Here is a 22,423-nt window from a genome sequence, read left to right on the forward strand (position 1 = left end):
GCAGCTCATCGGCGGTAATCGCGGCGCCCGTCGCCGTCGCAGCCGCGGCGATCGCCGTGACGGCGACCGCGAACAGGGCGGCGGCGTAAACCAGATCAGCCGGCAGCCTGGCGTTCAGCGCACCGCCTCCAGCAGCTCTTCGGCGAGGCGCAGGTGGTCGGCGACACTGCGCGGCTCGAGGAAGCGCTCGCTCACCCGTTCCCTGGCGGCGGCGCCTAGGCTGTCGCGCAGCTCGGTATCGCCGACGAGGCGGTCCAGCAGCCGGGCGAACGATTCCAGGTCGCGCGGGTCGTCGAGCAGCAGGCCGTGGCGGCCGTCGTCGATCTGGTCCTGTATGCCGCCCACCCGGGTCGCGAGCACGGCCCTGCCCTTCCACATGGCTTCGGTCACCGTGAGTCCGAAGCCCTCGTGCAGGCTCTTCTGCACGATGACGGCCGCGTGACGCTGGATGGCGTTCACGATGGCGGCATTCTCCTCGACGTCGACCATCGGCAGCATGGCCAGGTGAATGCGGCTGCGCTGGGCGTGGGGCAGCTCACGCCAGACCCGGAACACCTCGTGAAACACCTCGATGCCTTCCGGATCGTCGGCCACACCGGTCACGCTGGGCCCCACCATCACCAGTTCCGCGCCGCCATCCCCGCCGTGGCGCAGCCAGGCCGCGAAACCCTCGATGACGCCGCTGGGGTCCTTCAGTGGATCCCAGCGCGAAACCTGCACCACCATGGGGACGTCCGGCGGCGTCGGCGCGCCGCAGCGGATGAGGTCCGCGTGCCGGTCCACGCGGCCGCGGCTGCCATCGCTGCGGAAGAACTCATAGTCCGGCGTCGCAGGCAGCGGGACCGACAGCAGGCCGGTATGTACGAGCAGCGTGCGTACGGCGTCCTCGCTCATGCCCTGATTCTTCGGCGTGAAGGCATCGATACTCGGCGGAATGATGACGGTGCGCTCCCGGTCGATCACCGGCGGCACGTAGGCCTGACGGGAGAACACGAACCGCCGGGGATAGGCGAGATAGGGGCTCAGGAATCGCCAGGCCTGCTCGTATTCCTCGTTCCAGTCGCTGTAGCCGATGTGGCAGCGCCATGCGACGGCGGCACCGTGCTCGACCAGGTGGCGGGCCAGTCCCAGGGTCTGCGGGTCGTGGAGCAACACGATGTCGCCCGGCTTGACCAGCGCCAGCAGCTCCGCCGCGTTGTCCTCGAGGGTCTCCTCGTAGATGCGCCGCGCCTCGGCATCCAGCGGCGTGCCGTCGCCCGGCTCTCCATGCAGGCCATGGTGCAGGCGTTTCGTCACGCGGAAGAACGCGGGGTTGCCGCCGATGACCAGCCAGCGCGAGTCGATGTCGAAGTGACGGCAGTAGCCGAGCAGCGAGGGCAGCATCTCGGCGACCCCGCCGCCCTCCGCCGTGGAATTCAGGTGCCAGAAGACACGGCCGTCCAGCGACCGGGCGAGCCGTGCGGCCTCGGCGCGGAGGTCCGCGAGGAGCCCCGGCGCGGCGAGGCCTTCGTAGCGGTCCATGCTGAGCGAGTGGATATCGACTTCGAAAAGCCTGCCCGTCTCCTGATCCATCCCGGCTCCGTCAGCTGTCAAAGTGGCGCATGATAACGCGGCCGCCGCGCCGCTTCATGCAGCCGGCGCGCGGCGAAGCGTGTAAGCTCCCGGACATCCATCGGCAGGGGCGGTTCGGCAGAGAGGGTGATGAGCAGCGACCCGGCGAACGACAGGACCGCCCGCCCGGCCGTCCGCCCCGTTCCTCTCATCGTGAACCCGGCCGCCGGGCGCGGCGCGGCCGGCCGCCGCGGCGAGGCGATGCGCCGCCTGCTGGAGGCCGCCGGGCGTCCCGTCACACTCCGTTACAGCCGGGAAACCGGCCACATCGAGGCGCTGCTGCGAGAGGCCGCCGCGGCCGGGTCCGGCGAGGTCCTGGTGGCCGGCGGCGACGGCACGGTCCGGGAAGCCGTGAACGCGATTCTCGGCCAGGGGCTGGACCTCGCCCTCGGCGTGATCCCGGCCGGCACCGGCAACGACTTCGTCAAATCGCTGGGCACGCCGCGGAGCTGGCGCAACGCCTGTACCGCGCTCGCGGTGGCGCTGGCCGAGCGCCGTCGCCGGCGCATCGACGCGGGCTTCTGCAACGGGGAGTGGTTCGCCAACAGCGTCGGCATCGGGCTGGACGGGATGGTGGTCGCCGCCGCCGAACGGGTGCGCTGGCTGCCGGGCCTGCTCGCCTACCCGGCTGCCCTCGCGCTCGTACTCCGCAGCGGCGTGGACGCAGCCGAGGTGCGCATCGAGGCCGACGGCCGCCGCCTGCAAGTGCCGGCATCGATGGTGATCGCCTGCAACGGCGCCTGGTTCGGCGGCCTGTTCCACATCGCCCCGCCGGCCAGCCTGGACGACGGCCTTTTGTCGGTGGTGGTCGCCGCGCCGCTCAGCCGCCGCCGGGTCCTGACCCTGGTGCCGCGGGCCATCCGAGGCACCCACATGAGCGCGCCGGAAGCCATGCTGTTCAGCGCGCGCGAACTCGTCATCGAGACCTCCGCGCCGCTACCGCTGGAGGCCGACGGCGAGGCCGCCGCACCGGTAAGTCGGCTCGAGATCCGCTGCATGCCCGCCGCGCTGTCCGTAATCGCCTGATCCGTCAGTCGAGCCCCGCCATGGCGAAGTACTTGATCTCGAGGTAATCGTCGATGCCGTACTTCGAGCCCTCGCGGCCGATGCCCGACTCCTTCACCCCGCCGAACGGCGCCACCGGCGTGGAGATCAGGCCGGTGTTCAGGCCGACGATGCCGTATTCCAGCGCCTCGCCGACCCGCCAGGCGCGGGCCAGGTCGCGGGTGTAGAAGTAACTCGCCAGCCCGAAGCGGGTGTCGTTGGCCATGGCAATGGCCTCGGCCTCGTCGCGGAACGGGAACAGCGGCGACAGGGGACCGAAGGTCTCCTCCCCGGCCACCAGCATCTCGGGCGTGGCGCCCCTGACCACCGTCGGCTGGAAGAACCGCCCGCCGAGCGCGTGACGCTTGCCGCCGGTGACCAGCTCCGCGCCGCCGGCGAGCGCATCCGCGATGTGCTCCTCCACCTTTTCCACCGCGCTCTCGTCGATCAGAGGGCCCTGGTCGGTATCGCCCTGCAATCCGTCGCCCACCACCAGGTCGTCGACGGCGGCGGCCAGCTTGTCGGCAAAGGCATCCATGACCGAGTCCTGAACGAGGAACCGGTTCGTGCACACGCAGGTCTGGCCGGTGTTGCGGTACTTCGAGGCCACGGCGCCCTCGACGGCCGCGTCAAGATCCGCGTCGTCGAAGACGATGAACGGCGCATTGCCGCCGAGTTCCAGCGACACCTTCTTCATGGTGCCGGCGCATTGCTCCATGAGCAGCTTGCCGATCTCCGTGGATCCGGTGAACGAGAGCTTGCGTACTGTCGGATTGCCGGTCATCTCGCCGCCGATGGCGGACGCCGAACCGGTGACTACGCTGAATACCCCGACCGGGATGCCGGCCTCCTCCGCCAGCGCGGCCAGCGCCAGCGCCGAGTACGGGGTCTGCGACGCCGGCTTGCAGACGAAGGTGCAGCCCGCCGCCAGCGCCGGTCCCGCCTTGCGCGTGATCATCGCGGCAGGGAAATTCCACGGCGTGATCGCCGCCACCACGCCCACCGGCTGCTTCAGCACCAGCAGGCGGCGGCCGGCCTGGGGTGACGGGATGATGTCGCCGTACACCCGCTTGCCTTCCTCCGCGAACCACTCGATGAAGCCGGCGGCATAGGCGATCTCCCCGCGGGACTCCTTCAGCGGCTTGCCCTGTTCCGCGGTCATGATGACGGCCAGATCCTCCTGATGCTCCATCATCAGGTCGCGCCAGCGCCGCAGGACGGTGGCACGATCCGCGGCCGGCCGTGCGCTCCAGTCGGCCATGGCCTCCCCGGCGGCGGTGATCGCCCGGCGGGTCTCGTCCGCGCCCAGGGAAGGCACGGTCCCGATATTCTCGCCCGTGGCGGGATTTTCGACGGCGATGGTGCCGTCGTCGTCCGCGTCGACCCACTTGCCGGCGACGTAGCACCGGCTGCGCAACAGGTCGGGATTCTCCAGTTTCATGGAATGGCTCCTATTCGTGGGTAGTCTCGCCCCGGATCGTGGTCTCATCCAGCGCGATGTCGTAACGCCGGATCTTCTCCACCAGAGTCGTGCGGCCCATCCCCAGCATCCTGGCCGCCTTCGCGACGACGCCGTCGCAGGAACGCAGCGCGTCGCGGATCAGGCTGCTCTCGATGTCCCCCATGTGCTCCTTCAGGCTCTTGCCGTCAGGCGGCAGCTCGTCGCCGGCGGCCGGCGTGATGGCGGCCTCCGCGGACTCGCGCCGCAGCGCCGCGGGCAGGTCGCCGACCATGATGCAGCCGTGAGGACGCACCACCGCCAGCCGTTCCACCAGGTTGGCCAGCTCCCGCACGTTGCCGGGCCAGTCGTACTCCTGCAGGGCGCGCACCGTCTCCGGGGCGAAATCCACCCGGATGCCGAGCCGCGCGTCGACCCGCCGCACCATCTCCCCGAGCAGCAGCGGGATGTCGCCTGCGCGCTCGCGTAGCGGCGGCAGCTCGATCGGGAAAACGTTCAGGCGATAGTAAAGGTCTTCGCGGAAGGTGCCGTCCTCGATCGCCTCGGGCAGATCCCTGTGCGTGGCGGCGATGACCCTGACGTCGACCGGGATGCTCTCCAGACCGCCGATCCGGTCGATCACGCGTTCCTGCAGCACGCGCAACAGCTTGACCTGCATCGCCGGCGGCATGTCGCCGATCTCGTCTAGGAAAATGGTACCGCCGGCCGCCTGCTCGAAGCGCCCCGTCCGCCGTGCCACGGCGCCGGTGAACGCGCCGCGCTCGTGGCCGAACAGCTCGCTCTCCAGCAGCTGGCCAGGGATGGCGCCGCAGTTGACCGCGACGAACGGCCCCTGCCTCGCGCTGAGTTCGTGGATGTAGCGGGCGACGACCTCCTTGCCGGTGCCCGACTCGCCGAGGATCAGAACGGAGGCGCCGCTGGCGGCCACGCGCTCGGCCAGCCCCCGGGCCTCGCACATCGCCAGGCTCTCGCCCAGCGGCCGGGACTGGACCCCGTCGGCCGCGTGCTCCGTTCGGTGGCGGCTGTAGCCAGCCCAGATCTCCTCCAGCAATACGGCCAGCTGACTGAAGTCCACGGGCAGATCCAGGCCGAAGAGTCTCGCGCCGGGGCAGTCCGCCTCGAGCGCGGCCAGATCGGCACGGCCCGCCACCACCAGCGGCAGTGCGGCGTCCGCGCTGCCGATCTCCGCGACCAGGTGAGCGACGGCCGCGCGCCCGAGAGAGGGGTGCAGGAAGACCGCGGCCAGCCGCTGGCCCGCGGCGCTCTCGCGCCAGCGCTCCGGCGGCGCCAGCGCCGTGGCCGGTGCGTCCAGGAACTCGATGCTGTCGCGCAGGGTCGCGCCTGCCTCGGCGTCCTCGGCGATGATCAGGATGAGCCGTTCGCTGCTCACCGTGCCGCCTCCGCGGCCGGGCATCCCCTGCCGGGCCGCGTGGGAATCGCGCCCGGAGCCGTTGCCCCCGTCGCCGCTGATCTGATCACGCCTGTCAATTCAGTGCCTTGCGCCCCGAGCGGCCGTCTGCCGCAACCGCGGATGATTGTGCGGTGCACAGCAGCCGATTGCAACTCGAAACCCGAATAATTCGAGCCGGTTCATACCCTTGCGCCACGGAGCTGCCGGCCCGGACGACGTCGCCCGGGATCCGGCCGACGGGCTAAAGATTCCCCGTGGTCCGCCGATACAGAGGGTAGCCACAGGAGCGGGGCGGCGCGTGCGCGCGGATGCGCAAATCGGCGCCGCCTTCGGCATCCCGAACAAGAACGGAGGACGACGCGTTGGATCTCGCAACACTGATAGGCTTGCTCGGCGCCCTCGGGGTGGTCGTCACCTCTATCTTCCTGGGCGGCGCGCCGGGTGTCTTCCTCAATACCCCGTCGCTGCTGATCGTGCTGGTCGGCACGTTCCTCGTGACGATGATGAAGTTCAGCCTGAAGCAGTTCTTCAGCGCCACCGGGATCGCGGTGAAGGCGTTCACCCAGCGCGTGCCGAACCCCGAGGCCATCATCGAGAAGTCCGTCGAACTGGCGAAGACGGCGCGCCAGGGCGGCATCCTCGCGCTGGAAGACGCCGAGGTGCCGGACGATTTCATGAAGATGGGCGTGGGCCTCCTGATCGACGGCCATCCGTCCGAGGTGGTCCGCTCCATGCTGAACAAGGACCTGAACCAGACCCTGCAGCGCCACAGCGACGGCCAGGGCATCTTCAAGGCCATCGGCGACGTCGGCCCGGCCATGGGCATGATCGGTACGCTGATCGGCCTGGTGCAGATGCTCTCGGTTATGGACGACCCGAAGCAGATCGGCCCGGCCATGGCCGTGGCCCTGCTCACGACGCTGTACGGGGCGATCCTCGCCAACGTGATCGCCATCCCGGTGGCCGACAAACTCGCCCTGCGCAGCAAGGAAGAGCAGCGCCACAAATCGCTGGTCATCGATGCTCTGATCGGCATCCAGGAGGGCCAGAACCCGCGCATCATAGAGAGCATGCTGGAGGCCTATCTGCCCCGTTCGCGCCGCAGCGTCGACGAAGAACTGGCCTGAGGTAGCCGGGCATGGACGAAGAAGCGACCCCGGGAGTCAGGGAAGAGGAGAAGAAAGGCGTACCCGCCTGGGTGATGACCTTCGCCGACCTCATGACGCTGCTCATGTGCTTCTTCGTGCTCATGCTGGCGTTCTCCGAGATGGACGTGCAGAAGTTCAAGGTGCTGTCCGGATCGGTACGCGAAGCATTCGGCGTGCAGGCCCAGGTGGAGGTGAAGACCATACCGAAAGGCACCAGCGTCATCGCGCGGGAATTCAGCCCGGGGCGGCCACAGCCTACGCCGCTGAACGAGATCCGCCAGCACACCATCGACTCGGCCAGGAACACCCTCGACGTGGGCGTGGACGAGCCCGGCGTGGGCGACGAGGAAGCCGACAACGCGAAGGAGGATGCCGAGAAGCTCCGCCGGGCGCTGGCGGAGGAGATCGAGCAGGGCAGCGTGGACGTCGAGCTGGACGGACGCCGGATCATCATCCGCATACTGGAGAAGGCCACCTTCCCCTCCGGCGACGCGAGCATACAGCCCGGCTTCCTGCCGGTACTGACGAAGATCCGCGGCCTCATCGGCGAGATGCCCGGCGAGTTGAAGATCTCCGGCCACACCGACGACGTGCCCATCTACAACGAGCGCTACCGCTCCAACTGGGAGCTGTCGACGGCGCGCGCGGTGTCCGTCGCCCACACGCTGCTGAAGGGCGGCGACATCGCCAAGAACCGAATCGTGGTGACCGGCCATGCGGATACCCGTCCGCTGTATCCGAACGACAGCGCGGAGCATCGCGCCATCAACCGGCGCGTGGACATCAGCATCATACGCAACCCGTCCGGCGGCAGTGAGGACCGGCAGCTGCGCATCGCCGAAGCCCGCCAGCCGGACGCCGACGCAGGGGGAGAGACCGGGACGAGCGCCGACGGCGGCGAGGCCGCGGCCGATGCGCCCGGGGGAGACGAAGACGATGAGTGAAATGCAGAACGACACCGAGACCAGCGACACCAACCGCCGCCGCGTGTTCCGCCTGAAGGAACTCGTGCGAATCGATTACTCGACGGTGGACGAGCACGAGTGGATACAGCGGCTGGAGAAGAACCTGGGCAGCACGTCCCGGACCTCCGGCCTGGATGCCAAGCTGATGGAAGTGGAGGCCTCCCTGAAACCCGCCGTGCTGAAGCTGCGCCAGAAGGCGCCGGTCAGTGCCGAGTGCGTGGAGCTGCTGAACGAGAAGATCCAGCTCGTGGCCGACAAAGTGATGGAGCTCGAGCAGCAGCGTAACCCGATCTACAAGCGCCCCACCCAGCTCTGCGACCTCAGCTCCTCCGGCATGGCCTTCGCGGCACCCCACGGCATGAGCGAGGGCGCGCGGCTGATGCTGAAGTTCCTGCTGGTCTCCGACTCGCACTACGTCGAGACGCTGGCCAAAGTGGTCCGCTGCCAGCCGCCCGAGGAGTCCGACCTGGAGGACGAGGGCTACAAGATCGCGGTGGAATTCGTCGGCATGCGCGAGGCGGAGAGCGAGATGCTCATCCGCCATATGCTCAGCCGCCAGGCCGAGGACATCCGCACGGCCCGGCTGCGCGCGCTGAAGGAATAGCCGGCCGGGCCGGCGGCCGGTCAGCCGGCCAGCGCGGCGGTCAGGGACTCGAGCTTGTCCTCGAAACGCCGGTAGACCGGCGGATAACGGGGCCCGTCGACACCGAGCTTGTGGACGACCGGCTGGAACTCCTCGTCCACCTCCGCCCCCGGCTCCCGCAGCGACAGGTAACAGGCCGCCACGATCACGTCGTGCAATGTCGGCTTGCTGCTGCGCCGTTGGGTCTGGTCGCCGGCCACCGTGTCGACGATATCCTCGGGGAACTCCCAGTTCTCCAGAATCGACTTGCCGACCTGCGGATTCCACTCCTCGAGAATCTGGCGGCGCGAGTCCTCGTCCGCCAGGAGCGTCGGGAACTCCTTCGCCTTGGTGAGGATGTAGAGCTTGCCGATCTCGTTCAGCAGGCCGGCCAGGAACGCCCCGTCGGCGTCCAGCTCGGCATGCTGGTCCGCCAGCACCTCGGACATGGCCGCCTTGCGCAGGCTGACCTTCCACAGTCTTTTCAGCTGTTCGCGGATGGCCGCCTGCTGCTCCGCCTGGAACAACTGCTCCACGGCCATGGCGATCGCGGTGTTGCGCACCATATTGAATCCGAGCCGGCTGATGGCAGCGCGCAGGTTGGTGATCTTCACGCCCGCCGGGTTGTAGAAGGCGGAATTGGCCATCGCCAGGATGCGCGACATCAGCACGGGTTCCAGGCTCACCACGTCGGCGACGCGCTCGGCGGTGCAGTCACCGTCCTCCAGCGCCTCGCGAATCTTGATCACCACGTCCGGGAACGACGGCAGCCTGATCTCCTTGCGGGTCAGTTCGTCCGCCAGCATCTGCACGAAGCGGAAATATTCGGCACTCGACATTTTCTTCTTACTCCGATCAGGACACCCGGCGGACGGCCGCAGCCTCGCCCCGGTGCCGGTTACCATGCAGCCGCACAAACAGGTCCGCCTCGCCGCGGCTCAGCCCGCAGCGGCTCACCAGGTCGTCCGGCGCGGCTCCGCCTCCGACCAGGCGCAGCGCCTCGCCGTAGCGCTGGCCACCGGTTCCGCCTGCCGCAGCCGGCGCAGGCGCCTGCGCGGCAGCCGCGGACACGCTCTCCAGTTGCCCCTCCAATTGCTCCAGACGCCGGCCGATCCCGTCGAGACGCTCCAGCACCGCCTGGCCCAGGACATCGTCGCCCTGCCCTTCACCTTCCAGCGGCAGCGGCTCGCGGCGGGGCTCGCCCCGCAGGATCGCCGCCACGGCGAACAGAATCAGGGCATTGGAGAATGCCAGCACGTAGATCACATTGATTTCGCTAATGAAGTCCATCACGCATACTCATCGATAATTGAACCGTTATCCTTGTCTGAATTCTCATTTTTTTCCTCACGCTCAGATTCGGCGTCGTCGTCCCGGCGCGGCCGCTTCGGCGTATCCGGATTCACCGGCTTCAGCGGCCGGGAGGGCGCGATCGGATACACGTCACTGATCCTGCCGCCGCCGCTGCCTATCGCCATCGCTACGACCATGACTACGCCCCGTCGTCCTGCAGCCGGGCGCGCAGCCGCAGCAGCGCCTGGCTGTGGATCTGGCTGACCCGCGACTCGGTGACGCCGAGGACGGTGCCGATCTCCCTCAGATTCAGCTCCTGGTGGTAGTACAGGGACAGCACCAGCTGCTCGCGCTCGGGCAGACCGCGTATGGCCCCGGCCAGCCGGCCGCGCATCTCGCTGGCCTGGGCCCGTTCCTCGGGGCCGGCCTGTCCCTCGGCCGGCACCTCCAGCGGTTCCTGCAGCGTCGTGAATGGCTGCTCGAGGCTGAACAGGCGGCAGCTCGCCGCATCGCGCAGCACCTCGTGATACTCGTCCAGCGAGATACCCAGCTCCCGGGCCACCTCGGCGTCTTCGGCCGCGGCACCCGTTGCCGCCTCCACCCGCTGGATGGCCTCGACGATCTGCCGATGGCGCTGATGCACCGAGCGCGGCGTCCAGTCGGACTTGCGCACCTCGTCCAGCATCGCGCCGCGGATGCGGATGCCGGCGTAGGTATCGAAGCTGGCGCCCCGGGATGCGTCGAAATTGCCCGCCGCCTCGATCAGACCCATGAGCCCGGCCTGCATGAGATCGTCCAGCTCCACCGAGGCCGGCAGCCGGGCCACGAGGTGATGAGCGATCCGCTTGACCAGCACCAGGTGCTGTTCCACGAAATCGTCGGTCACGACGCGTCGATCGTCTGCGAGCTGGGTGTAGGTCATCCGGTGAGACTCCCCGCTGCCGTCAGGTCCCGCCCCAGCAGGGACTCGAAGAAGAAGGCGAGCCCGCCCGGCGCCTGCGCCGCCGCGGGCCAACGGTCCACGGCGTCCGCGATGCGGCGGAATGCGAGCGCCGCCCGGCTGGCCGGATAGGCCTCGACGACGGCCACCTGCTGCTGCACGGCGCGGCGCAACGTGTCGTCCGCAGGCACGTTACCGAGGTGCTGCAGGATCACGTCCAGGTAGCGGTCCGCCACCCGTTCGATCTTCCGGAACAGCAGCCGCCCCTGGGCATCGGAGCGGGTCATGTTCGTCAGCACCTGGAAGCGGCTCACGCCGTAGTCGCGGCTCAGCACCTTGATCACGGCGTAGGCGTCGGTGATGGAAGCCGGCTCGTCGCAGACGACGACCACCGCATGCTGTGCGGCCTGGGTGAAGCGCAGCACGTTGTCGGACAGCCCGGCCGCGGTGTCGATCACCAGTACCTCCGGCGGACAGGCGAGGTCGCCGAACGCCCGGATGATCTCGCCCTGTGCGGCGGGCGCCAGATCGGTCATGGCCTTGTCGCCGGAGGCGGCCGGCACGATGGACAGGCCGCGCGGCCCGCGCACGATGGTGCTCTCCAGATCCGTCTCGCCCGAGATCACGTGCTGCAGGTTGTAGCGCGGCTGCAGGCCGAACAGCACGTCCACGTTCGCGAGCCCGAGATCCGCGTCCAGCAGCATGACGTTGCGCTGGAAGGAGGCCAGTGCGACGGCCAGGTTGGCCGAGACGTTGGTCTTGCCGACGCCGCCTTTGCCGCTGGTGACGGCGATCACCTTCACCGGTGTGCCGGCGAGCGCCCGCTGCATGTCCCGCGCCTGGGTGTGTTCAAGAGAGCGCATCGGCACCGCCTCCGAAACGCTGGGCCATGACCTCCTCCGAGACGTCCGCTTCGCTGCGGCGCATGCACTCGACGGCCTGGGTGGCGATCCAGAGCCGCTTCGCATCGGCCAGGTAGAAATCCTGCGGCACCGACTGGCCGTCGGCGATGTAGACCAGCGGCAGACGGTGACGAATGAGCACGCCGAGCGCGCAGCCGAGCTGGGCGGCCTCGTCGATCTTGGTCAGCGCGCAGCCGGCGAGCGGCAGCTGGCCGAAGCGTCGCACGGCCTCGTCCAGCGAGGCTTCCTGGGCCGTGGCGGACAGGGTCAGGAACACCTCGATCGGCGTTCCCTCGATCTTCAGTGCCGCGAGCTGATCGGCCAGGCGGACGTCGCGCTGGTTCATGCCGGTGGTATCGATCAGCACCAGGTCCATGGAGCCGAGACGCTGCAGCAGCGCGGCGAGCGCCTCGCCGTCTTCGGCCACGTACATGCGGGCACCCAGGATGCGCGCGTAGGTGGCCAGCTGTTCCTCGGCACCGATGCGGTAGCAGTCCGTGGTGACCAGAGCGATACCCTCGGCGCCGTGACGCATGGCGTAGCGGGCCGCGAGCTTGGCGATGGTGGTGGTCTTGCCCACCCCGGTCGGGCCGACGAACGCGGCGATGCCGCCGTTCTCGAGCAGCCGGTCCTCCGCCATCGGCAGCGTCTCCGCCAGGATCCGCAGCGGCAGCTGCCAGGCGTGTTCGCTCGCAGCCCCGTCCTCCAGCTGCTCGGCGATGGGCGCGGCCACGTCCGGCGCCACGCCGATACGGCTCAGGTTCCGCAGCACCTGTGCGCGGCCCGGCCGACGGCGCGAGTAGTCGTTCCAGGCGAGGCTGGAGAGCTGGGATTCCAGCAGCTCGCGCAGCTCGCGGATGTCGGAGTGGACCGCATCGAGGGACGGGCTCGCCCCGGCGGCGGCCGGGGTCTCCGCGGCCGGGGTCTCCGCGGCCGGGCGGTCGGCCAGGTCGGCCAGCGCGCGGTGCACGAGCGGGCCGGCGGACCTCTCCTCCTCCCGGACAGCCGCCGCGGGCGCCTCCGCCACGGCGTCCCCGGTCGGCGTCGCAGCCGCCGCGGCTGCACTGCCGGTTTCCGCCCGGAGGCTGCCGAGCGCCTCGCGTACCAGTGCCTCGTCGTAGTCCAGCGCGGCGATGATCTCCACGCCCTCGGCCACGCGGCTGTTCGAGAGGATCACCGCGTCGGGCCCCTGCTCCTCCCGCACCCGGCGCAGAGCCTGGCGCATGTCCGGTGCTACGAATCGCTTGATCTTCATAGTGGGTTCCTCAGCTCAGGCGCTCGGTCAGTTGCCGACGGCGCCGACCATCCTTATCTGTTTGTCTTCGGGGATCTCGTTGTAGGCGAGCACATGCAGGTTGCGGATGCCGCGCATGAGCTTCGAAAGCCACGGCCGGATGCCCGGCGCCACCAGCAACACCGCCGGCTCGCCGGCCGCCTCCTGGCGTTCCGCGTTCTCGGACAGCACCCGGTGGATGCGCTCCACCAGGCCCGGCTCCAGGCCGGCGGTGGCGCCGTTGCGGGTGGACTCCGTAAGCAGCTGCTCGAGCTCCGGTTCCAGGGTGAGCACCGGCAGCTCCTCGCGCATGCCGGCGACGCCCTGCACGATCGAGCGGCCCAGCGCGACGCGGACCGCGGCCACCAGCTGCTCCGGATCCTGGGTCTTGGGTCCCTGCTCCGTGAGGGTCTCGGCGATGCGGCGGATGTTGCGCACCGGGATGTTCTCGGCGAGCAGCATCTGCAGCACCCTGACCACGGTGGCCATCGGCAGCGTCTTCGGCGTCAGTTCCTCCACCAGCTTCGGGGCGGTCTCGCCCAGCTTGTCCAGCAGCTGCTGGGCTTCCTCGTGGCCGAGCAGCTCGGCGGCGTGGGTGGAGAGCAGCTGGCTGATGTGGGTGGCCACCACGGTGCTCGCATCCACCACCGTGTAACCGAGCATCTGCGCCTCCTCGTTCTGGGAGGGGTCAATCCACACCGCCTGCATGCCGAAAGCCGGGTCCTTCGTGGCGATGCCCTGCAGCTCGCCGAAGACCTGGCCGGGGTTGATCGCCAGCTCCTTGTCCATGTGCACCTCGCCCTCGCCCACGGGCACGCCCATGAGCGAGATGCGGTAGCCCACCGGCGCCAGATCCAGGTTGTCCCGGATGTGCACGGCCGGAATCAGGAAGCCCAGTTCCTCCGTGAGCTTCTTGCGCACGCCCTTGATGCGGGAGACCAGCGGGCCGCCCCGGTTCCGGTCCACCAGCGGGATCAGCCGGTAGCCCACTTCCAGGCCGACGGTGTCCACCGGGGAGACGTCGTCCCAGCTGAGTTCCTTCGGCTGGACCGGCTGCACCGGCTCGGCCGATTCTCCGGCGGGCTCGGCGGACTCCGGCTGGCGCCGGGCGGAGCGCCAGGCGCCGTAGCCCGCGCCGGCCGCCAGCGTCAGGAACGCGAAGTTCGGCATGCCGGGGATGAGGCCGAGCGTGAGCATCACCCCGGCCGTCACGCCCAGCACCCTGGGGTCGGCGAAGATCTGGGAGAGCATCTGCCTGGCCATGTCCTGGGGCTTGGAGACCCGGGTGATGATCACGGCCACGGCGGTGGAGAGCAGCAGCGAGGGGATCTGTGCCACCAGGCCGTCGCCGATGGTCAGCAGCGTGTAGTTCTGCATGGCCGCCGACAGACCCATGTCGTGGCGCACCGTGCCGATCACCAGGCCGCCGATGATGTTGATGAACAGGATCAGGATGCCGGCGATGGCGTCGCCGCGGACGAACTTGCTCGAGCCGTCCATGGCGCCGTAGAAGTCGGCCTCCTCGCGGACCTCCTGGCGGCGCTGGCGGGCCTCGTTCTGGTCGATCAGGCCGGCGTTCAGATCGGCGTCGATCGCCATCTGCTTGCCGGGCATGGAATCCAGGGTGAAGCGGGCGGTCACCTCGGAGACTCGTCCGGCGCCCTTGGTGACGACCACGAAGTTGATGATCACCAGAATCGAGAACACGACCAGGCCGACCGCGTAGTCGCCACCGATGACGAAGTTACCGAAGGCCTCGATGACCCGTCCCGCCGCGCCGGTGCCGGTATGGCCCTCGAGCAGCACCACCCGGGTGGAGGCGATGTTCAGCGCGAGCCTGAGCAGCGTCACGATCAGGAGCACCGTCGGGAACACGGCGAACTCCAGCGGCCGCTGCACGTAGACCACCGTCAGCAGGATCGCCAGCGACAGCGCGATATTGAAGGTGAACAGCGTATCCAGCGCGAACGGATGCATGGGCACGATCATCATGCCGAGCATCGTCAGCATGAGGAGCGGCACGCCCAGCCCGCGACTGAAGCGGGCGAATCCGTTCACTGCAGCGACACTTGCCACGTTCTACTCTCCTGTCACGAGCGCCGTACGGGCCCGGTGAAAAGACTCTCGTCCACGTCCGGCTCCGGCGCCTCGGGCGCCTCGGCGGCCGGACCGTCGAAATCCCTGAGCTGGAAGATGTACGCCAGTACCTGGGCGACGGCCGTATACAGCGCCGCCGGGATCTCCTGGCCGATACGGGTGCTCGCATACAGCGCGCGGGCCAGCGGCGGAGCGGAGAACAGCGGCACGTCGTGCTGCTCGCCGAGTGCGCGGATGCGCGCCGCGATCAGGTCCCGGCCCTTGGCCACCACCCGCGGTGCCGACATGCGCCCGGAATCCCAGGCCAGCGCCACCGCGTAATGGGTGGGGTTGGTGATGATGACGGCCGCCTCGGGCACCGCCTCCATCATCCGACGCGTCGCCACCTCCTGCTGCAGCTGGCGGATGCGCGAGCGCACCTCCGGCCGGCCCTCGGTGTCTTTCTGCTCGTCGCGCACTTCCTGGCGGGTCATGCGCAGTTTCTTGGCGTGATCCCAGAGCTGGAACGGCACGTCGACCGCTGCAATCAGCAGCAGCGACGCGCTGAGGATGATCAGCGACTGCACCAGCAGTTCGGCGGCACCGCCGAGGGCGGCACCCGGCGTCTGGGTGCCCAGGCCGAGCAGCCGGTCGGAGCTGATCCAGAGCCAGATCACGGCCGCCGTCGCCACCACGGCAAACTTGGCCACGGCCTTCAGCAGTTCGTTCAGGCTCTTCATGCTGAAGATGCGCTTCACGCCCTTGATAACGCTCAGGCGCTCGCCCTTGAAGGCGATGGCCTCCACGCTGAACGCCCAGCCGCCCAGTGCCACGGAGCTCAGCAGCGCGGCGGCCACCACCACCAGGAAGAACGGCGCCAGCGCGCCGACGGCCGCCACACCGGCCTCTGCCAGCGCCTGCGGCCCGTAGCCCGCGTCCATGATCTTCGCCCGCTCGGTGACCAGCGCCCCCGTGAAGCCATCGACGATGCCGCCGCCGATGGGCCCGGCCAGCACCGCCAGCGCGGCGGAGCCGCACAGCATCACGCCCGTGGTGGTGAGCTCCTTCGATCGGGCGACGTCACCTTTCTTGCGCGCGTCCTCGCGGCGCTTCGGTGTCGCTTGTTCCGTTTTCTCCTGGAACTGTTCCTGCTGTCCGCTCATGACCTCAGTTCGCTCCCACCAGTGCGCGCGTCATCTCCAGCGATTGCGCCAGCAGCCGCGCGAAGCCCGAGGTCAGGCTGTCCATGGACAGCAGCAGCACGAAGAAGCCGAGCAGCATCGAGACCGGGAAGCCCACGGCGAACAGGTTCAGCGTGGGCGCGGCCCGGCTCATCACGCCGAACGCCAGGTTCACCACCAGCAGTGCCGTGATGCCCGGCAGCGCCACCGTCAGCGCACCCACGAACAGATACGCCGTCCATTCGAGCAGGCCGCCGAGCCCGTCCCGCGTGAGGCCGCCGCTGCCCACGGGCAGGCTGTGGAAACTGTCCGCCAGCACCTGGATCATCACCAGGTGCCCGTCCAGTGCCAGGAACACCAGCGTGGTCAGCATCAGGAAGAACTGGGACAGCACGGGCACGTTCACGCCGCGCTGCTGGTCCACCAGCACCGCGAAACCGAGGCCCATGCTCATGGCGATGTTCTGTGCGCCCAGCACCACCGCATCGAAGATCAGCTGCACGCAGAAACCCATGGCGACGCCGATCAGGATCTCGTGGAAGACCGTGATCACGATGGCCGGCTCCAGGAAGCGCTCCGTGGGCGGCAGCGGCACCACCGGCGCGATCACCGCCGACAGCGCCAGCGCCAGCAGGATGCGCACCCGCTTCGGCACCAGCCCGCCGCCGAGCGAGGGCATCGCCATCAGCATCGCGGAGATGCGGATCAGCGGCCAGAGATAGGGCAGCAGCGTGTCCGTGACGACCGGTATGAGGGTATTCACCTTGCTTCCCGTCCATGGCTCACCCGATGATCCCGGGGATGTCGGTTATCAGGCGGCGCGTGAAGTCGATGATGACGCCGAGCATCCAGGGGCCGGCCACCGACAGCGCGACGACCAGCATGAGCAGTTTCGGGATGAACGACAGGGTCATCTCGTTGATCTGCGTGGCGGCCTGGATCATGCCCACCAGCAGGCCCACGGCCAGCGCCGAGAGCAGCAGGGGCGAGGCGAGCAATATCGTCACCCAGAGGGCCTGCTGTCCGATGGTGGTGACTGTCTCGGGTGTCATGGGCGCATCCTCAGACGTAGAAACTCGAGGCCAGCGTGCCGAGCACCATGGCCCAGCCGTCCACCAGCACGAACAGCATGATCTTGAAGGGCAGCGAGATGAGCATGGGCGAGAGCATCATCATGCCCATCGACATCAGCACGCTGGACACGACCAGGTCGATGATCAGGAAGGGTATGAACACGAGGAAGCCGATCTGGAAGGCGGTCTTCAGCTCGCTCACGATGAAGCTCGGCACCAGCACCGAGGTAGGTACCTCCGCCGCCGAGGCGAAATCGGTCCGTCCGGCGATGCCGGCGAACAGTGCGATATCGTCCTCGCGGGTCTGGTGCAGCATGAACTCGCGCAGCGGTTCCATGCCGGCGCTGAGCGCCACCTCCGCGCTCACCTCGCCGTCGATGTACGGTTTGGCGGCCTCGTCGTAGATGCGGTCGAGCACCGGCGTCATCACGAAGAACGTCATGAACAGCGCGATGCCGATCAGAACCTGATTCGGGGGCGTCTGCGCCGTGCCGAGCGCCTGGCGCAGGATCGAGAGCACGATGATCATCCGCACGAAGGCGCTCATGGACAGCAGCCCCGCCGGCAGCAGGGTCAGCAGCGTCATCAGCACCAGGATCTGGATACTGAGGCTGTAGCTCTCTCCGGCGCCGGCGGGTGAGCCATTCACCGAATCGTTCACCGAGTCGGCCGCCGCGGCGATGACGTCCGCCGCCGTCGCCTCGTTCGCGAAGCCGGTGACGGGCGCGGCGATCAGCGCGGCAATCACGATAGCCAGCGTCAGTGCCAACGCTGCCGGGTGTATCGTCACTCGTGTGGCCAGCCGCTTCATGACCGCTCCCTCGCGGTGCCCGCCACCGCGGCGCGCAGACGCTCGGTGAAGCTGCGCTCGCCGTCGCCGGGTGCGGGGGTGAGCGGCACGACGGGCTTCTCGGGCACCAGCAGGGTATTCATGCCGCCGGGCGAGATGCCCACGACCACCTGCTGCTCGCCCACCTGCAGCAGCACCACCTTCTCCTTGGCGCCCAGCGGCTGGGCCGCCAGCACCCGGAAGTGGCCGTTGCGCGCGGCGCGCAGCCCCTGGGAGCGGCTGTAGATCCAGCCGAACAGCAGGATGGCGCCTATCACCAGCAGGAGATTCATACTCATGCTGAGCAACTCCGTCCCCGACAGCGGCGAGGGCATCGGCGCCGGCTTGCCGTCGCCGGCCGCCAGCACCGGTGCCGCGGCAAGCCACAGCACGGCGGCTGTGATCGCCGCCTGAACCGGACGTGCCTGACGTGGTGTCGGAAGAGTCTCCATGCGCGCGATTCCCTGCCGGCTCAATTCAGCTTGCGGATGCGTTCGCTGGGGCTGACGACATCCGTCAGGCGCACGCCGAACTTGTCGTTCACCACGACGATCTCGCCGTGAGCCACCAGGGTGCCGTTCACCAGCACGTCCATGGGCTCGCCGGCAGGCCGGTCGAGCTCGATGATCGAGCCCTCCACCAGTCGCATCAGGTCGCGGATGCTGATTCTGGTGTTGCCGACCCGCAGCGAAACGGTGACCGGCACGTCCAGCACCAGGTCCAGCTTGATATCCGCGCTGTCGGCCGGGAGGCTCGATGCGCCCTTCTCGAAGCGGTCGGGCGAATACTGCTCGCCGGTCTCCGCCGCGGGCGGCGCTGCCGCCTGGTCCTCCGCCGCCTCGGCGCCGGTGTTTTCCGTGTTCTCACTCATAATGCTTCCTCGTGCTCTCAGTCCTTGCGGGCGGCGACCCAGACGCCGGTCCGCACTGCATTGCGCCCACGCGACAGGCCGAACTCGCCCTGGAGTACGGGCGTGTCGCCGACGCTGAGCGTCACTGTCTTGGGGGAGTTGATGGGGATGATGTCGCCGGGGGCGAGTCGGGCCACGTCGCCCAGCGAGAGTTCGTTGTCGCCGATGCCGGTGGTCAGTTCCACGACAGAGGCGAGGACGTGTTCGCGCAGCATCCCCGACCAGGCCTCGTCCTGGGCGTCGCCGCCGGAGCGCTCGGCGCCGTCGAGGCTGTCGAAGACAGGCAGAATGGTCTCGAGCGGCAGGATGAGCTGGATACGGCCGCTGGACTCGCCCGGCTCCACGCCGAATTCGCATCTCACCACCGGATCGTTCGGCGCGGCGACCTGCAGCTGTTGCAGATCCGATTCCGTCTGCACGATCTCGGGTTCGAGCTCGATCACCGGCCGCCATACGTCTTTCAGGTTCTCGAGAAACCGGCTCATGACGATCTCGCTGATGCGCACCTCGCCCGGCGTGTAGCCCTCACGGTCGCTCCGGCATTCGTTGCCGTTGGCGCCGCCGAAGTAGCGGTCGACCAGCGCATTGATCAGCGGCGGGTCGAGGAACATCAGCGCCGGTCCGGTCAGGGGCGGCAAGCCCAGCAGCATCAGCAGCGGCGGGGTCGGGAAGCCGTCGCAGACGGTCTCGAAACGCAGCGTCTCGATGCTGCGCGTCACCACCCGGGTCTCCACGCGCAACTGGCGCATGAGGGTGCGTTCCATGCGGCGGGCGAGCTGACGGTTGAGATGATCCAGCCGGGGCAGGCTGCCGCGACGGATCTGGTTACGCGCAGGGATCTCGTAGTCGTAGACCTCCGCGTCCAGCGGTCCGGTGTCCGTCTGGACCTCGACCTTGCCGGACGACACCCCGTCCATGAGTGCGTCCATCTCGTCCTGGCTGAGTACCTTCTCGCTCATCGGCTTACTGCACTACCAGCGTCGTGAAGTACGCTTCCCGGACGCCGGGCTCGCCGATGCGATCGCTGAGGATGCCCTGCACCTCGGCCAGGACGTCGTCCAGCATCCGCTCCTTGCCGGAACGGGTGGTGGCCGTCTCGTAGTCGTAGCCGCCGAGCAGCAGCAGGAGGTTGTTGCGGATCACCGCGTCATGCTCCTTGAACGCATCGACAATGCGCTGCTCACGGGCCATGAACTCCAGGCTGACCTGCATGAAATGGCGCTGGCCCACTTCGCCGCCGAAGTTGACGGTGAGCGGGGGATGCAGGCCGACGTAGAAGGCCGGGCCGTCGTCTTCCGCGGCCTCGGCGGTCTCTTCACCGGCTCCGGCGGCCTCCTCCGACGAGAACATGCCGGACATGAAGCCGCCGACGGCGAGCCCCACCACCAGCAGCCCGACGGCGCCGCCGATAATCAACAGCTTGGACCCCTTGCCCTTGGGTGCGGCCTCCTCGCCGCCCGGGGTCTCGTTCTGTTCGTCTGCCATCGACATCACTCCTGTAGAAACCACAGGAGTGGATGCAAGGGACATGCCAACCGGATTTAGGCGATTAAGCTTCTGTTTTTATTAAATTTAATTTCAGGCGTGTCGGATTTCCGTCGCCGGGAAATTGGCGCCGGCGTCAACGATCCAGCGTCGGCCGTCAGACATACGTGTCTATCAGTCCGCGGCCGGCGGAGCCGGAGCGCACCGGCGTCTCGGCCACTGCCTCGGCATCCGCGGCGCCGCTCACGCCGATACCCGGCGCCGTGTCGCCTCCGGCGGCGGTCCCGGCTTCGTCACCGCCCCGGTGCGTGTCCGGGCCCTGGCCCGACACGTCGGCACCGGCCAGGGCCAGCCCCGAGCCGCTGAACATCTCGCGCAGCCGCGGCAGCGCCTGTTCCAGGGCCTCACGGGTCACCGAGTGCTGGGCGGTGAACGTGATATTCGCCCCGTCCTCGCCCACACTGACGTCGACGGAGATGGGACCGAGATGGGCCGGGTTGAGCCTGATCTGGGCCCGGTCCAGCTTCTGGCCGGCCATCCAGACGACCCGCTCTGCCACCTGGTCGGCGAACTCCGGCGTCCCCGGCGGCGACGGCAGCATGAACATCGGGCGGTCGGCCGCCGAGGCCTGGGATGCCGTCGCCAGACCGAAAGTCGAGAGGAAGCCTGCCCCGTCCGTGCGGGTCAGTGCCTCCGGCGCCGGCCGGCCGCGATCGCCGGACGAGCCGCTGCCGTCACGGGCGAGATCCGCCATGGCCTGCCGCAGCCCGGCCATGACCTCGATCCCCGGCGGCACGGCCTGCAGCCCCGGCGCGGGCGCCTGGCCTGCCGACCCGTTCGCACCGGTCGCCGCAGGCAGGGACGGCTGGCCGTCTGTTGCGGTCAGCCCGGCGGATTGGCTCACGGCGGCGGCCTGGGCACTGGCCGCGCTATTGGCCGCCGCCACCGCGGCAGGCAATCCCTGCAGTCCGTGGAATCCCCGGGTTCCCGGTAGTCCGGTGGAACCCGATCCGGCGAACCCCGCCGGAAGTGCGCCGCCCCATTCCGGTAGCCGGCCACCTGCTGGCAATGCGCTCGCCGGATCGGTGAGCGCGGGATTCACCGGACCATGCGGCGCACCCGCCGGCCCCGACGCGATCCGGCCGCCGACCAGGGAGGCCGCATCGAGGATGGTGGCAGACCCGTCCAGCGGCGGTACTACCAGACCGGTGCCCCCGGATCGTGCCTCGAGCGGCGCGGCCGGAAATTCCAGTTCGAGGTCGGGGAACAGGTCCGCCGGCAGCGGCGCGCCCCCGGACTCGACGGTTCCGTCCGCGCCGGCCGCGGCCTCCTCTGCGGCGATCCTGGTGGCGGTTATCCGGCTCGGGCTGCTGCCATCCAGCGGGATGCCGCCCGCCTCGCCGCCGAGGCGGGCCGCGGCCTGCCCGAGCAACTGCCGGGTGGGGACCGCAGCCGGATCCCCGGCGTCGGCCGGGAACGGGTTCCCCGGGCTTCCGTCCGGGGCATCCCCGGGCGGCAAGCGGTTGCCGACCGGGCGGAAGCCGTTTGCCGGCGAGCCGGGAGCGGCCGGGTCCGCCAGCGCCGGGATCCGGAAGGGCGTGCCGGCCGACCCATCGGCGGCCGCAGCGCGCAGTTTCACGGGGCCGGAGCCCGCCGCGAAGCCCTCACCGGGCCGCATGTTCAGCATGTTTTCGATCAAGGGACCGCTCCCGTCTTGTGTTATCCACCCGGACAGGAGCAAGAAGCGTGCCAGGGGCTAGTCTTCACCGAACACCTGGCGGGGCCGTGCCTCGGCATCGACGGCCCGCTGCTCGCGACGCTCCTCTTCCCGGAGTTCGTTGCGCCGGTAGCGGTCGATGATGCGGTCCAGCGACTCCAGCCGTTGCCGCTTCACCTGCCATTGCCGGCGCAGATCGTCCCGCCGGCGGCGCCAGTCGGCGATGATGCCTTCCTGCATGACGATCGCCTGGTTCAGGCGGTCCAGGAACAGCCGGTAGTCGCGCCACCGGCTCGATCCCACGGCCTCGCGCTCCCGGCTCTTCGCCGCGTATTCCTCGCGGTGCGTCCTCAGCTCCTGCAGCCGGCCGATCTGCTCCTGGAGCGTGCGTTCGGCCCTGCCCATCTCGCGGGAGAGGTCCTGCTCCTCGGCACTGGCCACGTCATGCACGGGCTGCATGCGGGTGGAACGCTTGTTCGCCATA

23 protein-coding genes and 1 pseudogene are annotated in these 22,423 nt (G+C 68.9%); 4 read left to right on the top strand and 20 right to left on the bottom strand.

Translation table 11 applies throughout. The features are described from left to right. Positions 1–114: 114 nt before the first annotated feature. Positions 115–1,572, bottom strand: coding sequence for a glycosyltransferase (locus tag ACJMKZ_RS13535; protein ID WP_405233729.1), 1,458 nt, complete (start codon positions 1,570–1,572; stop codon positions 115–117). Between the two features lie 129 nt (positions 1,573–1,701). On the opposite strand from ACJMKZ_RS13535, the gene ACJMKZ_RS13540 reads away from it, so the two are divergent. Further along, on the top strand, positions 1,702–2,637 hold the full coding sequence (locus ACJMKZ_RS13540) for a diacylglycerol/lipid kinase family protein (RefSeq protein WP_405233730.1): 936 nt from the start codon (positions 1,702–1,704) through the stop codon (positions 2,635–2,637). Between the two features lie 4 nt (positions 2,638–2,641). Here ACJMKZ_RS13540 and ACJMKZ_RS13545 read toward each other — a convergent pair whose 3' ends face one another. Continuing rightward, positions 2,642–4,096, bottom strand: coding sequence for an NAD-dependent succinate-semialdehyde dehydrogenase (locus ACJMKZ_RS13545; RefSeq protein ID WP_405233731.1), 1,455 nt, complete (start codon positions 4,094–4,096; stop codon positions 2,642–2,644). 10 nt (positions 4,097–4,106) lie between these two features. After that, positions 4,107–5,504 (bottom strand): sigma-54 interaction domain-containing protein, encoded by a 1,398-nt coding sequence (locus tag ACJMKZ_RS13550; RefSeq protein WP_452233300.1) that lies wholly within the window; start codon positions 5,502–5,504, stop codon positions 4,107–4,109. A gap of 383 nt (positions 5,505–5,887) precedes the next feature. Here ACJMKZ_RS13550 and pomA point away from each other — a divergent pair, with 383 nt between their 5' ends. The 3 genes from pomA to ACJMKZ_RS13565 are packed head-to-tail and all read left to right on the top strand — an operon-like array spanning position 5,888 to position 8,242. Next, the gene (gene pomA, locus ACJMKZ_RS13555) at positions 5,888–6,652 is read left to right on the top strand and encodes a flagellar motor protein PomA (protein ID WP_405233733.1); all 765 of its coding nucleotides are present in this window, start codon (positions 5,888–5,890) and stop codon (positions 6,650–6,652) included. Between the two features lie 11 nt (positions 6,653–6,663). Continuing rightward, positions 6,664–7,617 (top strand): flagellar motor protein MotB, encoded by a 954-nt coding sequence (locus ACJMKZ_RS13560; protein WP_405233734.1) that lies wholly within the window; start codon positions 6,664–6,666, stop codon positions 7,615–7,617. Beyond that, entirely contained in the window at positions 7,610–8,242 is a 633-nt protein-coding gene (locus ACJMKZ_RS13565; protein WP_405233735.1) for a PilZ domain-containing protein, read from the top strand. Before ACJMKZ_RS13560 ends, ACJMKZ_RS13565 begins: the two co-directional genes overlap by 8 nt. A 20-nt stretch (positions 8,243–8,262) precedes the next feature. Here the strand turns inward: ACJMKZ_RS13565 and ACJMKZ_RS13570 are convergent, their stop codons facing one another. The 17 genes and pseudogenes from ACJMKZ_RS13570 to fliJ all read right to left on the bottom strand — a co-directional run bounded on the left by ACJMKZ_RS13570 (position 8,263) and on the right by fliJ (position 22,422). Beyond that, on the bottom strand, positions 8,263–9,099 hold the full coding sequence (locus tag ACJMKZ_RS13570; protein ID WP_405233736.1) for an HDOD domain-containing protein: 837 nt from the start codon (positions 9,097–9,099) through the stop codon (positions 8,263–8,265). Positions 9,100–9,115: 16 nt separating this feature from the next. Then, a complete protein-coding gene (locus ACJMKZ_RS13575) occupies positions 9,116–9,550 on the bottom strand; it encodes a DUF2802 domain-containing protein (RefSeq protein WP_405233737.1) in 435 nt (144 codons plus the stop codon). After that, entirely contained in the window at positions 9,550–9,750 is a 201-nt protein-coding gene (locus ACJMKZ_RS13580; protein ID WP_405233738.1) for a hypothetical protein, read from the bottom strand. The genes ACJMKZ_RS13575 and ACJMKZ_RS13580 overlap by 1 nt, the downstream gene beginning before the upstream one ends. A gap of 2 nt (positions 9,751–9,752) precedes the next feature. Continuing rightward, positions 9,753–10,475: an RNA polymerase sigma factor FliA gene (locus tag ACJMKZ_RS13585; RefSeq protein WP_405233739.1), complete on the bottom strand. Its 723-nt coding sequence runs from the start codon at positions 10,473–10,475 to the stop codon at positions 9,753–9,755. Beyond that, on the bottom strand, positions 10,472–11,356 hold the full coding sequence (locus tag ACJMKZ_RS13590) for a MinD/ParA family protein (protein WP_405233740.1): 885 nt from the start codon (positions 11,354–11,356) through the stop codon (positions 10,472–10,474). Before ACJMKZ_RS13590 ends, ACJMKZ_RS13585 begins: the two co-directional genes overlap by 4 nt. Next, positions 11,343–12,650 (bottom strand): flagellar biosynthesis protein FlhF, encoded by a 1,308-nt coding sequence (gene flhF / locus ACJMKZ_RS13595; protein WP_405233741.1) that lies wholly within the window; start codon positions 12,648–12,650, stop codon positions 11,343–11,345. Before flhF ends, ACJMKZ_RS13590 begins: the two co-directional genes overlap by 14 nt. A gap of 27 nt (positions 12,651–12,677) precedes the next feature. Then, positions 12,678–14,744: a flagellar biosynthesis protein FlhA gene (gene flhA / locus ACJMKZ_RS13600; RefSeq protein ID WP_405233742.1), complete on the bottom strand. Its 2,067-nt coding sequence runs from the start codon at positions 14,742–14,744 to the stop codon at positions 12,678–12,680. 14 nt (positions 14,745–14,758) lie between these two features. After that, positions 14,759–15,907, bottom strand: a complete 1,149-nt coding sequence (flhB, locus tag ACJMKZ_RS13605) for a flagellar biosynthesis protein FlhB (RefSeq protein WP_405233743.1) — start codon at positions 15,905–15,907, stop codon at positions 14,759–14,761. A 4-nt stretch (positions 15,908–15,911) separates the two neighbouring features. After that, positions 15,912–16,688, bottom strand: coding sequence for a flagellar biosynthetic protein FliR (gene fliR / locus ACJMKZ_RS13610; protein WP_405233744.1), 777 nt, complete (start codon positions 16,686–16,688; stop codon positions 15,912–15,914). Positions 16,689–16,707: 19 nt separating this feature from the next. After that, positions 16,708–16,977, bottom strand: a complete 270-nt coding sequence (fliQ, locus tag ACJMKZ_RS13615) for a flagellar biosynthesis protein FliQ (RefSeq protein WP_405233745.1) — start codon at positions 16,975–16,977, stop codon at positions 16,708–16,710. Between the two features lie 10 nt (positions 16,978–16,987). Beyond that, positions 16,988–17,809, bottom strand: a complete 822-nt coding sequence (gene fliP / locus ACJMKZ_RS13620) for a flagellar type III secretion system pore protein FliP (protein ID WP_405233746.1) — start codon at positions 17,807–17,809, stop codon at positions 16,988–16,990. Beyond that, positions 17,806–18,126, bottom strand: a complete 321-nt coding sequence (fliO, locus tag ACJMKZ_RS13625; protein ID WP_405233747.1) for a flagellar biosynthetic protein FliO — start codon at positions 18,124–18,126, stop codon at positions 17,806–17,808. The genes fliP and fliO overlap by 4 nt, the downstream gene beginning before the upstream one ends. 173 nt (positions 18,127–18,299) lie before the next feature. Beyond that, positions 18,300–18,551 (bottom strand): annotated as a pseudogene (gene fliN / locus ACJMKZ_RS13630) (flagellar motor switch protein FliN); the annotation flags it as partial. 164 nt (positions 18,552–18,715) lie between these two features. Then, positions 18,716–19,696 (bottom strand): flagellar motor switch protein FliM, encoded by a 981-nt coding sequence (locus tag ACJMKZ_RS13635; RefSeq protein WP_405233748.1) that lies wholly within the window; start codon positions 19,694–19,696, stop codon positions 18,716–18,718. Between the two features lie 4 nt (positions 19,697–19,700). After that, positions 19,701–20,222: a flagellar basal body-associated FliL family protein gene (locus ACJMKZ_RS13640; RefSeq protein ID WP_405233749.1), complete on the bottom strand. Its 522-nt coding sequence runs from the start codon at positions 20,220–20,222 to the stop codon at positions 19,701–19,703. Positions 20,223–20,379: 157 nt separating this feature from the next. After that, positions 20,380–21,921, bottom strand: coding sequence for a flagellar hook-length control protein FliK (locus ACJMKZ_RS13645; protein ID WP_405233750.1), 1,542 nt, complete (start codon positions 21,919–21,921; stop codon positions 20,380–20,382). A gap of 57 nt (positions 21,922–21,978) precedes the next feature. After that, positions 21,979–22,422, bottom strand: a complete 444-nt coding sequence (gene fliJ, locus ACJMKZ_RS13650; protein WP_405233751.1) for a flagellar export protein FliJ — start codon at positions 22,420–22,422, stop codon at positions 21,979–21,981. Between the last annotated feature and the right edge of the window lies 1 nt (position 22,423).

The sequence above is a fragment of the Lentisalinibacter salinarum genome, assembly GCF_040706555.1.
In the GTDB taxonomy this organism is placed as follows: Bacteria; Pseudomonadota; Gammaproteobacteria; order Steroidobacterales; family Woeseiaceae; genus Lentisalinibacter; species Lentisalinibacter salinarum.